Raw genomic sequence first — 14,501 nt, forward strand, 5'->3', positions numbered from 1 at the left:
AAAGTTTATCAACTGGATTGTCTTTGTCATCTGTAAAAGAACCACCCTTATCTGCAATAAAAGTAACTCTCTTATATCCATCTGGAATAGGATCATCCTTGTCCTTAACTTCAATAATTCTTACGTCCTTGTAGAAGAAATTAATTTCATCAAGTCCAGTTTCATTTATGCCAGCAAAAGTATCTGTATCTTCAAAGATATCGAAGAATAATTGTTGTTGTGGTTTGTCATTTAGAACCCAACCAGGAATTTTTCTGTAGTTTCTAGCATCATAGTGACGCTTGCCATTTACCACTGTTTCACTAGGAATAACGGCATATTTTTCTTTTATCTTTGAAAATTCTTCTTTATTCTTTGAAAGAAGTTCTTTATACGCCTTGCTCTTTTCTTCTGGAGTTTTGGAAGTATCATTTTTTATTTCTTGATAAGCAGCTTTAGCCTTTTCCATAAAGGCTTCAACTTCTGCTTTTCCTCTTTCATCAAGATAATTTACTTGGTAAACTCTTTCTTTAAATGGCTTGTAGAAAAATTCAAAGCGATTGTTCTTTTCCTTAGGATTATCAACTAAATCCCCTGTTTCAGGGTCATGAACTTTTTCTGGCTCAACTCTTAAAATTTGGTTGTAGGAGTTATCTCTATTAGTTTCATCCTTATAAGTTTTATAATCTGAATTTGCATTATAAAGTGCATCCCACTCAGCTTGTGGAACTAGCAAATATTTGTCACCCTGTCTACTTGCAAGACCTGTTGTATAAGATCCAACCCTTCTGTTATAAAGATTTTGTATTTCTTTAGATTCTTCCTCATAATTCAAATTTAAGAAGTGATGTATAGATTCAACTGTTATTAGGTCTTGTTTGTTCCAAATTGCTCTAAGATGAACATTAGATACAACTTTATTTCCAAAGTGATACATTTCAGGTACTTTATACAAGTCCTTATAACTTGTATCTTCAGTTTTGGTGTCAATTCCATTTTCATCTTTTGTGTATTTTACAAATTCCCAACCAGCAAAGTTGTAGCCAGGTCTTGTTGGTTCAATAATATTGTTGTTGGCATCTTTAGGTTCTTTTAAAGTCATCTTGTGGACAAGATTAAAGGTGTTGGATTCACCATCTACTTTTTCTGGATATGTGTGACTTACTCCATCTATTTCAAGTTTTTTAGATTCATTTGTAATATTTTCTGTGCTTAAGTTTCTTAAACTTCCACCATTTGGATCAAATTTTACCTTCCAAATAGTTTCTGGTTCTCCCCACTTAGCGTAAAGCACTTGGTCGTAATGAAGTTTTGTTTCCTTGCCGTCTTTTACCAAGTTTTCACCTGCAGGATCAAGTGCCCAGCCTAAGAAGCTCCAATCCTCTGGTACCCAATCTGGTTTTTTGGGTGCATTTTTTGTATCTAATTCCAAATCCTTTAATGGGAATTCATAAGGCACATCTAAAATATTACCTGCACCATATTCGCTGTCATTTTTTACTATCTTAGGGTCGTTATTTAATTTTAATTTATACTTGTTACGAGAATAGTTTGCAAAATTATAAGCATTTCTCCCCTCAAAGGATTTTGTACCCCAAGGAAATTTGTCGATGTATTCTATCTTGTCGGCGTCACTTCTAAAAGGTGTCTTTGCATTTCTCTCTGCATTTAATTCATCAAAAGATTTATCAAATCTACCTTTTGGCTTAACAAATACCCATTCTGCTTCCCTTGTCTCTTGTTTAAGGGTAAAGCCTTGAAGGTTAGGCAAAATGAAAGCATAGAAAGCATTGGTGTCACTCTTCCAATAGGAAAGATCATAATCTATTTGCTCCTTGCCCTCGAAATCGTCTTTTATAATATCAATGTGGTGGACAACGGACTCATCCCAGGATGTCGCTGCCAGAGAAATCTCATATTTTTCCCTATCTTCTGTTTGATTTTCTCCTAGGGGTATTTTATCTCCGTGACCCAGTCCTAAATCCTTTACATCTTCACTGTCGATAAAATCTTCCGCACTTAAGCGATAAGGCGGCGTGTCACGAAAAATTAGTTCTCCCGGTTCATTAACATTAATTGTCCAGCCTATTGGACCCATGTCTACACCCTCTGCACCACTAGCTGTTGGAAGACCTGAAATTTCCTCATCCCTTGGCCATATTTTATCTAAACTTTGGTTGAAGCGAGCATCTACTTTATAAGGAGATCCTTCTTTTCCTATGACTTGTCCATTTCTTGTTAAAGTAGGCCAATAGCTAGACGATGGATCCCATCCCTCTTCATTAGCTGCTGTAAAGTAAAGGGTATAGACTCTGCGGTCGTAGTAGACGTTATAGACAGTTTCTCCTGTTGATAGAACGGATTTTTGAACTGTAGGATCTTTTTCGGATGCGTTTTGCTTTTTAGTCAAGTCTTCATTTAAAAAATAATATCTTTCAAATTCTTCTTTGTTATCTTGAGCCTTTTCCAATCGTCCGTCATTTAGGTCCGGGAAGGTAATTCCATGTATATCCAAATCAGTAAGGTCTGGAGTAGAACCTGTTTCGGCATTATCTATTCTTCTTGCACCGATAAAGTCGTAACGATCACGCAAAGGAAGGGTGTCATCTTTATCATCATAATCTGGTTTTTCAGTCCAAAATTGGATAACATATTCAGCTGTCTTATTTTCAGTCCACTGAGCAGTAAAAGTAAGACTTTCTGCAGGCATGGCATATTTTATGCCATCTTGGAATTTTCCACCTGCTTCAAAATCTTCTTTTGTAATAAGAGTATCTTTAGGAAGAGTCTTCTTATTGCCATCAGCATCTGTATAAGTTATATCTTTATCTGCCTTCCAACCTTGTAACTCTGAACCTGCCTTTTTAATATCAAAATTTAATTTTGGAATTGTTTGTCCATAGATGAGAGTCATTCCTGGCAAATCAGTTCCACCATTGGAATCAAAATTCACATCATAAATAGCGCGGTTGTAACGCATTTCTATTTCAAAATCATTTGAATTTTGTGGAACTTGGGTTGTAAGGACATTGACTTCAGGAACATAGCCTTTAATTTGTTCTCCGTCTAAGGCTTTTATAGTGACAGAAGTTCCTGTAAGGCCGTTTTGAGTTGTGTAAATAAATTTATTATCTCCATCTCTCAAACCATATTCATCACGATTTTCTAACATTTGGAAAGTGTGTTTTATATTTATTGTTCCGCGTTTTGCCTTATAAAGATATGGATGTCTTCCAATGTATTCATTGACATCCAAGTTTCCCTTTAAGGCATTGTCTTTAATGTATTTGTAATTTACATGAAAGCTTTTTGTAGGCGAAGTATATCCATCAATACCTGGCAAATCTATTATTTTATCTATCTTAGATTTTTCTTCATCTGTCAAAACTTTTTGATCCTCATTGCCGTCTAAGTCAGTATATGTATATTCATCATCACCAACAGTAGCAATATAGGGTTGATAGCCAATGACTTCTTCATCATTTCTTGGCAATTTATAGTCTGCACGCATGGTATAAAGTTTTGGCATATCCGGATTTTTAACAATATCTTCTGCACTCTTTCCCTCTGCCTTTTTTTATTGTCACAGGTTCTTTGTTTAAATTCTGCTGAGAAGTTATTGTTGTTTTGTCATAATTTAAATCTGCTGCTAAAGCTTGTAAAGGAAAGGCTGTTATTAGCATCATAAAAGCTAAAAGTCCACAAATTCCTTGTTTAAAAAAACTTTGCAGCTTATTTTTTCTACTCTTCTTCATTTCTTCCTCCTTAGTTATATATATTTATTAATGCAATTATCCCAAGTCATAATCTCAATGCTTGGTATTTATCTTATGACATTATTATATTAAAGTGCAATTATTAAATCAATAGTTTTTCTGTATTTAATCAGAAATGTAACATTTTCCTAAAAGCTTAAAATCTCTTAAATATTTTATACAATTTTAATAAGAATTTTAGGCTAAATAAAAATCAAAAATATTTTTATTAAAGATTTGACTATTGGCATAAAAAGATATATATTATTAGCAGATGCACAATTCGAGTGCTAACGAAGAAAGGTGATTATATGCAAAATAAAAAATACAATGCTGAAACTGAAAGATTAATGGATTTAATGATAAATTCCATTTACACAAATAAAGAAATATTTTTAAGAGAACTTATATCAAACGCATCTGATGCAATGGACAAGATGTATTATATTGCCCTAAACAATGAGGATGTTAAGTTTAACCACGAAGATTATTTTATTAGAATCACTCCAAATAAGGAAAATAGAACTATCACTATTGAAGATGGTGGTCTTGGAATGACTGAAGATGAACTTGTGGAAAATTTAGGTACAATAGCAAAATCTGGCTCTCTTGATTTTAAAAATTTAAATAAAAAAGACGCTGATCATGAAATAATTGGTCAATTTGGGGTAGGTTTTTACTCTGCCTTTATGGTTGCAGATGAAATTTCTGTCTTAACTAAATCTTATAAAGAAGACCTAGCTCATCTTTGGAAATCCAAGGGTGCAGATGGTTACTCTATAGAAGACGCCAAAAAAGAAAATCACGGAACTATTATAAGTCTACACTTAAAGGAAAATACTGAAGAAGAAAATTATGACGAATTCCTTGATGAATACAAGATAAGAGATCTTGTGAGCCACTACTCCAATTACATCTCCTATCCAATTAAAATGGAAGTGGAAAAGAAAAGACCAGCAGCTGATGCAACAGAAGAAGATCCAAAATTTGAATCCTATAGAGAAGACGATGTGCTTAACTCATCTGTTCCTATGTGGAGAAAAAATAAAAATGAATTAAAAGATGAGGACTACAACAACTTCTTTAGACAAAGACACTTTGGCTTTGAAGATCCTCTTGCCCACATCCACATTTCTGTAGAAGGAATGATTTCCTTTAAGGCAATTCTATACATTCCATCAAGAAGACCTTTTGATTTCTTAAATCCAGATAAAAAAGGCGGACTTGAACTTTATTCCAATGGAGTTCTAATTATGGAAAAATGTGAAGACCTTCTTCCAGATTATTTAAACTTCGTAAAGGGTGTTGTTGATTCTGAAGATATTTCCCTAAATATCTCTCGTGAAATGCTACAAAAAACTCGTGAATTACAATTAATTAAGAAAAATATAGAAAAGAAAATCTTAGATGAACTTGCAAAAATCTTAAAGAATGACAGAGAAAAATACAGAGAATTCTTTAAAAACTTTGGAATTAGTCTAAAATCCGGTGCTTATGAAAATTATGGTGCTGACAAAGACAAATTAAAAGACCTATTTATTTTTGCCACAACAAAAAGAGAAGATGCAACTTTCAATGAATATAGAAAAGAAATGAAGCCAGACCAAGACTTTATTTATTATGCAAATGGAAATTCTATAGAAAGTATCAAGGATCTTCCACAAATCAAACACTTTATTGACGAAGACCTAGAAGTACTTGCTCTAACAGATCCAATTGATGAATTTGTCATCAAAATGCTAGAAGAATATGACGACAAAAAGTTTAAGTCAATTTCTGAAACTGATGAAGTAAAAGAAGAAGACGAAAAAAATCTTGGCGATTATATCAAGAAAATGAAAGACATTTTAACTGGCGAAGTTTCATCAATAAGAGAAAACCCAAACTTAAAAGATGACGCAGCTTATCTTTCAAGCAAGGGCGAAATCTCCATTGAAATGGAAAAAAACCCTAAGCCATATGCCAAACAATGGGGGCTTTAAGGCTGACAAGGTTCTAGAAATAAATCCAAAGCACCCTGCTGTAAAGAAATTAAAAGAAATGGACGAATCTTCCGAAGAATTTAAAACTTACACTGAATTATTATATGACGGAGCAAGACTTGTTGCAGGTCTAGACATAAAAGACCCAATTGCCTATGCAAGAAATGTTTCAAAGTTAATGTAAGAAATTTTTATTAAAAATAAATAAAATATTTAAGACAAAAACAAGGCTCTTTTCATTGTGAGAAGAGCCTTTTTTATGAGTTTTAATTTTAAAAAAAGCTGATATGCAAGATAAGTAAATCTACTCTACACATCACTTTTTTTAAAATTTATTTTTCAATTCTTTCATCATTTTTATCACTTTTTGATTTTTCTAAATTATCAAGTTTTTCTAAAATATTATTTAACTTTTCATTGAGAACAACAAAAACAATTACAATAAAAATATACATAGAAATAATTAAATCAGAATTATTTCCATTAATATTATGTCCAATTATAATTACTAATAAGAAATTTAAGAATAGGTATATGCACGTTTTTAAAATATATATCATTTTTCCTCCCTCATAAAAATATAGTATCTTTCTTAACTAGTAGTTTCTAACTCCTTAAATAATAGAGTGTAAATCTTTACTATAATTCATGATTTTAATTCATGATTTTTATGTAAAAACAAAAAAATATTTTCTCCTATAAGCAAGAAAAAATACAAGGCATTAAAATCATAAAGGTAGACAAAATTTTCTTGCAAATAATATTTTTTTATGACTATATAAATTGCAAGTATAAAAATTTCAATTAATAAAAATATTCCAAGAGTCTTTTTCGGTAGTTTGCATGAAAAATTAAAATAATAAGCAAGCATAAAACCCAAAATAAAATCATTAAAATTTTTACAATATCTAAGATAATCATATATTTTATGTCAAAGGTCGCTTGAATTCTCCCATTGATGTATCCAAGAACTTTTATGAAGATTAGATTTAACATTGGAAATAAGAATAATGATATTAAAAAATTTATATATTTTTTCAAATAATAGCTCCTTCCTATTACGACAATAATGTTTTTATCTAGATAATATTTTATTTATCCTTATATTCGCCGATAAAAGAATATGTCCTTTCCATAAAATCAAAAACTAAGTTTGGCACAGAATCCTTGTCCTTCTCAATTTTCATTCCATATCCAGCAATGATAGGTTCTTCAAAGTCATCAAACTTCATATATACTTGGTAACCAGTCCCAGCCTTTTTTAATTCATAAGTTCCAGTAAAGTCCATGGCATTAGTCCTATCAATCATGACAAAATTTTTATCTCCAAATTTGATAGCCACATCGTTACTTAACTTTTCTCCGTCATCTGTATTTATCATACTATCTAAAGTCCAATTTATTTCGCTAATTTTCTTATCTGGAAGACCTTGGTTCTTGCCTGTGCAAGCCGACAAAATTATTCCTATCATAAAAATTAATAATAAAATTTTTAAATACTTTTTCATATTTCCCTCCTCCTTCAATTCCTTTAATTCACAAAAGTTTTCTTACTTATATTTTAATTAAGATGAAATTTTATTGCAATCCCTTGTTAAAATTATAAATATTTGGATATAAATATAGTGTAAATTAAAGTAAATATTTTTTGGAGGTAATTACAATGGATATAACATTTGGCGGAGATAAAGTAAATCTAGAAGGTAAAGAAATCAAAGTTGGAGATATGGCTCCATCTTTTAAAGCAGTTAATAAAGATTTATCTGATTTTAATTCAGAAGATTTAAAGGGAAAAATCGTAGTTTATTCAGTTGCACCATCTATTGATACACCAGTTTGTGCTCTTCAAGCTACAACTTTTAACGAAGAAGCTACAAAATTATCTGATGATGTGAAAATTGTTACTGTAACTGTTGATTTACCTTTTGCACAAGAAAGATTCTGTTCAGTTAAGGGAATCGACAATGCAGACATTGTTTCTGACTACAGATACAAGGAATTCGGACAAAAATTTGGCTTCATGATGAAAGAATTACAACTTCTTGCTCGTGGCGTTGTAATTGTTGATAGAGATGGAAAAGTTGCTTACGTTGAATATGTTCCTGAAGTAACTAATGATGTTAACTTTGACAAGGCTCTTGAAGAAGTTAAAAAATTAAGCTAATATGACAAATATTAATTTAATCGTACTTGGAAAAATCAAGGAATCTTATTTTAAAGATGCCATAAATGAGTACAAAAAAATGCTTAAGTCTTACGCAGATTTAAGCATTTTTGAAATTATGGACGAACCCTGCCCCGAAAATTTATCAGAAAAAGACATGGAGAAGGTAAAAAACACTGAGGGCGAAAAGATTTTGTCAAAGATAAAAGACGATGCCTATGTAATTGCCCTTGCCATTGAGGGAAAGAGCCTTGACTCTTTAGCTTTTGCAGATAAAATTAATAATCTTATGATTGACGGTCACTCAAATATAACTTTTGTAATTGGAGGAAGTCTAGGACTATCTGATGAAGTTTTACAAAGAGCAAACTACAAGCTAAGCTTCTCCAAGATGACCTTCCCTCACAAACTTATGCGAGTGATCCTCATGGAGCAAATCTACAGGGCCTTCAGGATAATAAATAACCACCCCTACCACAAGTGAAGTTTTTATTAAATTAAATTTATTAAATCAAGTTTTTTCCTTTCACGACTTTCATCTTACAAATATTGAAAATTTAGCTAAGGCAAACAAAAAAGGACTCATGGGAGTCCTTTCTTTTACCATTTATTAAATTATTTGATTATATCTTTCCATTCTTCCATATTATCCTTTAATCTTAGATAAGTGTGGCTGTGGTAAGCTTCAACAAGTTCATAATAACCCCAATGTCCCTTATAAGACATGTCTTTGTAATTGTGAACTGTATCTTGATTTGCATCAATGAAATTCTTGTCAGGGTATCTTTCATACAATTTATTTAACATTGTAGCAACTTCTGCTCTTGTAATAGTATTGTCTGGTTTGAAAGTTCCATCAGGATAACCCTTAATTCTTTCATTGCCATAAGCTTGGTTAATTGCAGCTTCAAATTTGTGACCTTTCACATCATCAAATGGAGCAACTGTATTGTTTTTCTTGTCAATATGACTAATTAACTCAGCAAGTTCTGCTCTAGTGATCTTGTCGTTAGGTCTAACATTTTCGCCTTCTTTTTCTAACAAGTAACCAGCTTTAAAGGCAGCGTTGATAGCGCCATTGTACCACATATCTGCCTTAGTGTCTTTATAAATCTTAGAAGACTTGTCGCTTAAATCAAGTTTTTGAAGTCTTGCAACTACTGCAATTGCTTCTGCTCTTGTCATATCTCCATCAGGTCTAATAGTATCATCTGGATATCCGAAGATGTATTGATCATGAGTGTTAATAACTTCTTTAGTTTCAACTTCTTTTTTGTCAACAGATGCGTAAACTGGATAAGTTGGAGTATATTCGTGAATCTTTAGTTGTGGTTTAATCTCAGGTTCAGGAATTGGAGTAGGTTCTGGTTCTGGTGTAGGTTCCGCTTTCTTAGAGCATAATACTGTAAATGTTATATCTTCTAAATCTCCACCTTCTTGTGAATAAAGAAAATCCCTTCCACCTTCTTCTTGGATAGCTTTCCAATTTACAAAAAGAGAATATATATTTGTGTCATATTTTCTTCTTAGTTGTGAATCATTTAAAAGATTTGGTATAACTTCTCCAAATATTTCTGGATGTTTATCTAACATATAATCAATTGCCTCATTGACATTTGGATCTTCTTCATTAAAGTGGGTAACATTTTTCCAAGTATCATCTTGTACTACAACATCTTCACCAAATTTTTCACGCAATTCGTCTTTATATTCAGAAGCTACCCAATCGTCTACATCTGTAATAGTTCTGAAAAATACCTTTCCACCTAGTTGTCCTTTTACAGTGTATTTTTCTCCATAAACAGCTTCATCAGATAACTTTAGTCCAGGAATATTTATATAAAAATTAGAATCCACTTTTAAAACAGTATTGCTAAGGTCATAGATAGAAGGCATCATTTTCTTTGCTTCTTCTGTCAAAGGCATTTCTATTTTTAGCAAAGTTTCTCCAGTTTCAGGATCAGTACTTCTTTCAACTTTTGAAATGTAATAAACATTTTGTGATCCAAGTAATTCTAGTGAAGATTCATTTATATCTTCAGGAACTATGATTTCTTTTGGAAATCTTAAAGTACATGAAAATACACTTCCTAAATCAAGTGCTGGCCAAAATCTAAAAATTGGGTGTTCATTAAACTTTAATTCAGCATCTTCAAAACCAACAACACTAGCTGGATTTGAAACTGTATCTTTGATTTTTTGAACATTTAATTTTGTAGTAACATCGAACTTTTCATCTTTGTTAATTGAAAAATAATTATTACTTTCAGTTTCAGTTTTATTTCCTAAAATATCTCCATCTAGTTTTTGATTTACTGGAAAACCACCAAGTTCTTCTGGAAAATCAGATAAATCCATCGGATATAATTCATTAAATAAGCTAAGGATTCCTTTTCCATCTGCTTGAATTGCTTTGGATTTATCAACTAATCTTAAATTTTGTTCAACTTCTGGAACATAATCCATAATTGTGTCGCCTTTTTTATAATGAATTGTCATTGGAATGTCTACATTTAAAATATCTTCGTTCCTAATTTCACCATCTAAATTCAAAGCTATATCTGATTTTAATGTTTTGAATTTAGCCCTAAATATAAGAGTATTTCCTTCTATAATTAAATCTTGTGGATCATATACCTTTTTAAGAGATTCATTATTGGACCACTTAGCTGTAATTTCATCTTTGTTAAATTCCATATTTTTAGGTAACTTAACTTTAAGTTCATAATAAGAATTTTCAAGATTCCAGTCTGTTTGATCCCATTTTTCTTTTGCTTTATTCAATTGTTCTTTTTCAAAAGCAAATTCCTTTGAAATATCACCTTTAAACATTTCTTCTAATTTTTTGTCATCTTCGTCACTCCAAGGATCTGGAACCCAAATATTCATGACTTTACCAATATTTTTTTATAATAAAATCCTAAAATTCCTCCAGAGTTAAACTCATCACTCATTATCTTGAGTACATTTGTTTCGTCTTTGTCTTCAGTTATTTGCAGAAATGTGTTTACGTCTAAATTGTCCTTATCAGCAGTAAAGCCAACTTTATTTTGTTCTTCGAATTTCGCATCTTCAATATTACCAAATTGAATTTCTACCTTTCTTGACTCCTCAGCAAAGACATTGAAAGGCATAATGCCAACTAACATTACTAGAGCTAAAAATAAGCTCAATGATTTTTTAATTATTTTTTTCACTTTAAACCTCCTTTTATTAAAAAATCAAAAAGAGCAAGAAAATAAAGCTATTAAATAGCCAAATTTTCTTGCTCATAAAAATTTATATTCAAATAAGACGAAATTATCCTTTCGCCTGAATATACACTTGTAGTTGTCTGTCTGTCTGTCTGTCTGTCTGTCTGTCTGTCTGTCTGTCTGTCTTGATTTTAAAAATTCTATTCATAACTTGTCAAGTCCTTTTTTGTTTATAACATGAATATATCACTCTTACATTTTCTTTTCAACATTAAAAATCATTTATATATAAATATATAAAAAAACTTGCCAGGTCGGCAAGTTCTCTTTCTTATATTAAAGAATCTAAAAACATCATTAGGATAAATCCAAAGATGACTCCATAAGTCGCGGCTCTCTCGTAACCATTGGAGTGAGTTTCTGGAATAATTTCATCGCTTATTACAAAAAGCATTGCTCCTCCTGCTAGGGCAAGTATAAATCCAAGTGTTGATGAGAATATTGACACAAGCCAAACTCCCAAAAAGGCTCCAATGGGTTCAACAAGTCCAGTAAGTGTTGCTATTATAAAACCTTTTTTGCGAGAGTAACCTTCCCTCACAAGGGCAAGGGCAACGGCAAGTCCTTCTGGCATATTTTGTAATGCTATACCAAAGGCAACTGAAAGTCCATTGGACATATTTTCTCCACCAAAGCCAACTCCAGTGGCAAGTCCTTCTGGAAAATTGTGGATTGCTATTGCTATTACAAAGAGCCAAATTTTGGAAAGATTTTTTACATCCACTCCTTCATGTTTCTTGTCAATTAAATGCTCATGAGGTGCATACTTATCTATTAAATCAAGCATAAGTGCTCCGCAAAAAATTCCAAGACCTGTAACTATTACTCCCATCTTGCCACTTCCTGCTTCAAGACTCGGTATAATTAGTGAAAAGCAAGTTGCAGAGAGCATTACTCCAGCAGCTGCTGCGAGTAGTACATCTAGCACCTTTTGGCTCACATTCTTTGCAAAAAATATAGGGATTGCACCAACCCCTGTCATAAGTCCAGGCACGACACAGCCCAGAATAATAAAAGTTAAATTCATATAATCACCTTAATTCTAATTACTAAATAATTATATCACATTAAATCCTTACTTTTTCCAAAAAAATAAAGCACGACTGGCGTGCTTTTCTAATTTTATTTTTTATAAACTATTTACAGCTCTTCTTATACCGCCCGCTATTTCCTCTGCAAATCTTGAAACTTTGTCAAAAAGATCTCCTAGGTTGAAATTTCTTATTCCATTTAATATGAGATGTCTGTCGATTTTTTGATTTCCAATAAATATGGAAATATTAAAAAGTTTCATAAGGACAAGGATTAATACCACTATTCCCAAAATTTTTAAAGCTTTTTTCATTTTATCACCTAGGTCTTTAATTCTCTTTCAATTTCTTCATAATTTGCCATGAACTTCTTGCAAGCACTTAAAAATTTCTTGTTGTGCTTTAAGTGTTTTAGATGAAGAAGTTCATGCAAGACTACTGCTTCGATTTGCTCATAGGGTCTCTCTGCCAAATAGAGATTTATTTTTATATCTCCCCTCTTTGGATAGCAAGTTCCCCATCTCACTTTCATCTTCCGAATTTCATAGGAATTGGCATAAAGCCCTGTCATGGCTTCGTATTTTGGAAAAATTTCATCTAAGACTTTTTTTAATTCTCTTCTATAAATTTTTTCCAGATCTTCTTCTGATGTAAAGTTCACTTTTTCTCCAAATAAGTGATTTTTGTAGCGTCTTCTTCTCTTGTCATCTTCTTTTAGTTTCTCTATTGTTTCGAGGTTTTCCTCGATAAAGTTATTTATTTTTCTTTCGCTAATACTTCTTGGAGCTGATACTTTAATTATACCATCTTCTACTTTTATTCGAAGGCTCTTTATCTTTTTTCTGTTTATTTCTATATCCATTATAAAAGTGGTGACAAAAGTCTTGAGAAGGATTCTTTTATTTTTGTTATCCTAGATCTATTGGTATACATTTCTTTAGTTATCTCTGTGCATTTTTCCAAATCTTTTTTAAAGTCATCCTTTAATTTTTTATTTAATTCTTCATCATACAAGAAGGCATTGACTTCAAAGTTAAGTTCAAAGGATCTTATGTCAAAATTTGCTGTACCAACGCTTGATAAGTAGTCATCTGATATAACAATTTTTGTGTGAAGAAAACCTCCTTCGTATTGGTAAACATGAGCTCCCCATCTTATTAATTCTCCTAAAAAGGAAAGTGAAGCCCAGTGAACAAAGGGATGATCTTTTTTTGCAGGAAACATAATATTTACATCAACACCACTTAGGGCAGCAACTTTTATTGCTTTAAAAAGTCCTTCATCTGGTACAAAGTAAGGAGTTTGGATATAAAGTTCCTTTCTGGCAGAAGTTATAAGTTTTTCATATCCATTTCTTATGGAATCTGCCTTTGTGTCTGGTCCACTGGTAACTATATTTATATCTACTCCATCATCTATTTCATCAAAGATTTCAGTTGTGAATCCCTTTGTGTGTGCATCAGATGCAAATTTAAAGTCTAAGAAAAATCTCCAAGCTAGTCCATTGACTGCTGGTCCTTCAATTCTTAGGTGAGTATCTCTCCAATAACCCATAGGTCCCTTGGATATATATTCATCGCCAACATTAAATCCGCCAACGTAAGCAATTCTCTTGTCTATTACTACGATTTTCCTGTGGTTTCTGTAGTTCATGTGAGTGTTAACTTTATCTATAATTCCTGGGAAAAATATTGCAAATTTAACTCCAGCTTCTTTTAGGGACTTTCTATCCCTAAGTTTCATTTTCCTAACACCCATACCATCTACTAATAAGTAAACGTCAAGACCATCTTTGGCCTTTGACTTTAGTATATTCATAAATTCAGCGGAAATTCCATCTGATTTAAAAATATAGTATTGCACATAGATAGTGTGCTTAGCTTTTTTTAAATCTTCAAATAGGGCATCAAATTTTTCCACACCGTCATTATAAATTTTTATCTTGTTGTCAGTGTAGAGCATTTCATTTTCTGCCTTGTTAAACATCTCTACCATATCTAGATAATTAGATGTCCTCTTGTTAGAAAATCTAAAATCTTTATTTTTTAATTCTCTTAATTGAGCCTTAGATTCCTTGCTAAGGAGTTCATCTTTTTTACTCTTTCCACTAAATATCCTAGATTTTGATATGTCTTGTCCTATGAAAATATAGAGGATAAAACCTATAAGAGGCAAGAAGTTAATTGCCATTACCCACAAAAGAGTGGATATTGGCTTCTTGTTGTCAAATAAAATTATAAAAGTGGATACTAATACATTTATTATAAATAATATTGAATAAACTTGGGCGAAGTTTTTAAACATCCCAAAATATGCACTTAACATCTTCTTCTCCT

The 14,501-nt window shown here is 31.8% G+C and carries 12 protein-coding genes and 1 pseudogene; 3 read left to right on the forward strand and 10 right to left on the reverse strand.

The window, feature by feature from the left end; translation table 11 throughout:
• Positions 1-3,472, reverse strand: a 3,472-nt coding sequence (locus HGPT_RS08225) for an InlB B-repeat-containing protein (RefSeq protein ID WP_218914869.1), incomplete at its 3' end; no start/stop codon positions are given.
• Positions 3,473-3,518: 46 nt separating this feature from the next.
• Positions 3,519-3,734: a hypothetical protein gene (locus HGPT_RS08230; protein ID WP_019139369.1), complete on the reverse strand. Its 216-nt coding sequence runs from the start codon at positions 3,732-3,734 to the stop codon at positions 3,519-3,521.
• Positions 3,735-4,045: 311 nt separating this feature from the next.
• On the opposite strand from HGPT_RS08230, the pseudogene htpG reads away from it, so the two are divergent.
• Positions 4,046-5,900 (forward strand): annotated as a pseudogene (gene htpG / locus HGPT_RS08235) (molecular chaperone HtpG).
• 148 nt (positions 5,901-6,048) lie between these two features.
• Here htpG and HGPT_RS08240 read toward each other — a convergent pair.
• Both HGPT_RS08240 and HGPT_RS08250 read right to left on the reverse strand, forming a co-directional pair.
• Positions 6,049-6,276: a hypothetical protein gene (locus HGPT_RS08240; RefSeq protein WP_019139370.1), complete on the reverse strand. Its 228-nt coding sequence runs from the start codon at positions 6,274-6,276 to the stop codon at positions 6,049-6,051.
• A 531-nt stretch (positions 6,277-6,807) separates the two neighbouring features.
• The gene (locus HGPT_RS08250) at positions 6,808-7,224 is read right to left on the reverse strand and encodes a hypothetical protein (RefSeq protein WP_019139372.1); all 417 of its coding nucleotides are present in this window, start codon (positions 7,222-7,224) and stop codon (positions 6,808-6,810) included.
• A gap of 155 nt (positions 7,225-7,379) precedes the next feature.
• Between HGPT_RS08250 and tpx the strand changes: the two genes are divergently transcribed.
• A complete protein-coding gene (tpx, locus tag HGPT_RS08255; RefSeq protein WP_019139373.1) occupies positions 7,380-7,880 on the forward strand; it encodes a thiol peroxidase in 501 nt (166 codons plus the stop codon).
• A gap of 1 nt (position 7,881) precedes the next feature.
• Entirely contained in the window at positions 7,882-8,364 is a 483-nt protein-coding gene (gene rlmH, locus HGPT_RS08260) for a 23S rRNA (pseudouridine(1915)-N(3))-methyltransferase RlmH (protein WP_019139374.1), read from the forward strand.
• A gap of 131 nt (positions 8,365-8,495) precedes the next feature.
• On the opposite strand, the gene HGPT_RS10220 is transcribed toward rlmH, so the two are convergent.
• The 6 genes from HGPT_RS10220 to cls all read right to left on the reverse strand — a co-directional run bounded on the left by HGPT_RS10220 (position 8,496) and on the right by cls (position 14,490).
• A complete protein-coding gene (locus tag HGPT_RS10220) occupies positions 8,496-10,769 on the reverse strand; it encodes an S-layer homology domain-containing protein (protein WP_019139375.1) in 2,274 nt (757 codons plus the stop codon).
• Positions 10,766-11,077, reverse strand: coding sequence for a hypothetical protein (locus HGPT_RS08270; RefSeq protein ID WP_019139376.1), 312 nt, complete (start codon positions 11,075-11,077; stop codon positions 10,766-10,768). The genes HGPT_RS10220 and HGPT_RS08270 overlap by 4 nt, the downstream gene beginning before the upstream one ends.
• Positions 11,078-11,405: 328 nt before the next feature.
• Positions 11,406-12,161 (reverse strand): ZIP family metal transporter, encoded by a 756-nt coding sequence (locus HGPT_RS08275; protein WP_019139377.1) that lies wholly within the window; start codon positions 12,159-12,161, stop codon positions 11,406-11,408.
• Positions 12,162-12,263: 102 nt separating this feature from the next.
• Positions 12,264-12,479 (reverse strand): hypothetical protein, encoded by a 216-nt coding sequence (locus HGPT_RS08280; protein WP_019139378.1) that lies wholly within the window; start codon positions 12,477-12,479, stop codon positions 12,264-12,266.
• Between the two features lie 8 nt (positions 12,480-12,487).
• The gene (locus tag HGPT_RS08285) at positions 12,488-13,027 is read right to left on the reverse strand and encodes a YgjP-like metallopeptidase domain-containing protein (RefSeq protein WP_019139379.1); all 540 of its coding nucleotides are present in this window, start codon (positions 13,025-13,027) and stop codon (positions 12,488-12,490) included.
• Positions 13,027-14,490, reverse strand: coding sequence for a cardiolipin synthase (cls, locus tag HGPT_RS08290; RefSeq protein ID WP_019139380.1), 1,464 nt, complete (start codon positions 14,488-14,490; stop codon positions 13,027-13,029). Before cls ends, HGPT_RS08285 begins: the two co-directional genes overlap by 1 nt.
• Between the last annotated feature and the right edge of the window lie 11 nt (positions 14,491-14,501).

It is taken from the genome of Peptoniphilus timonensis JC401 (assembly GCF_000312025.1).
GTDB classification, from domain to species: domain Bacteria; phylum Bacillota; class Clostridia; order Tissierellales; family Peptoniphilaceae; genus Peptoniphilus_A; species Peptoniphilus_A timonensis.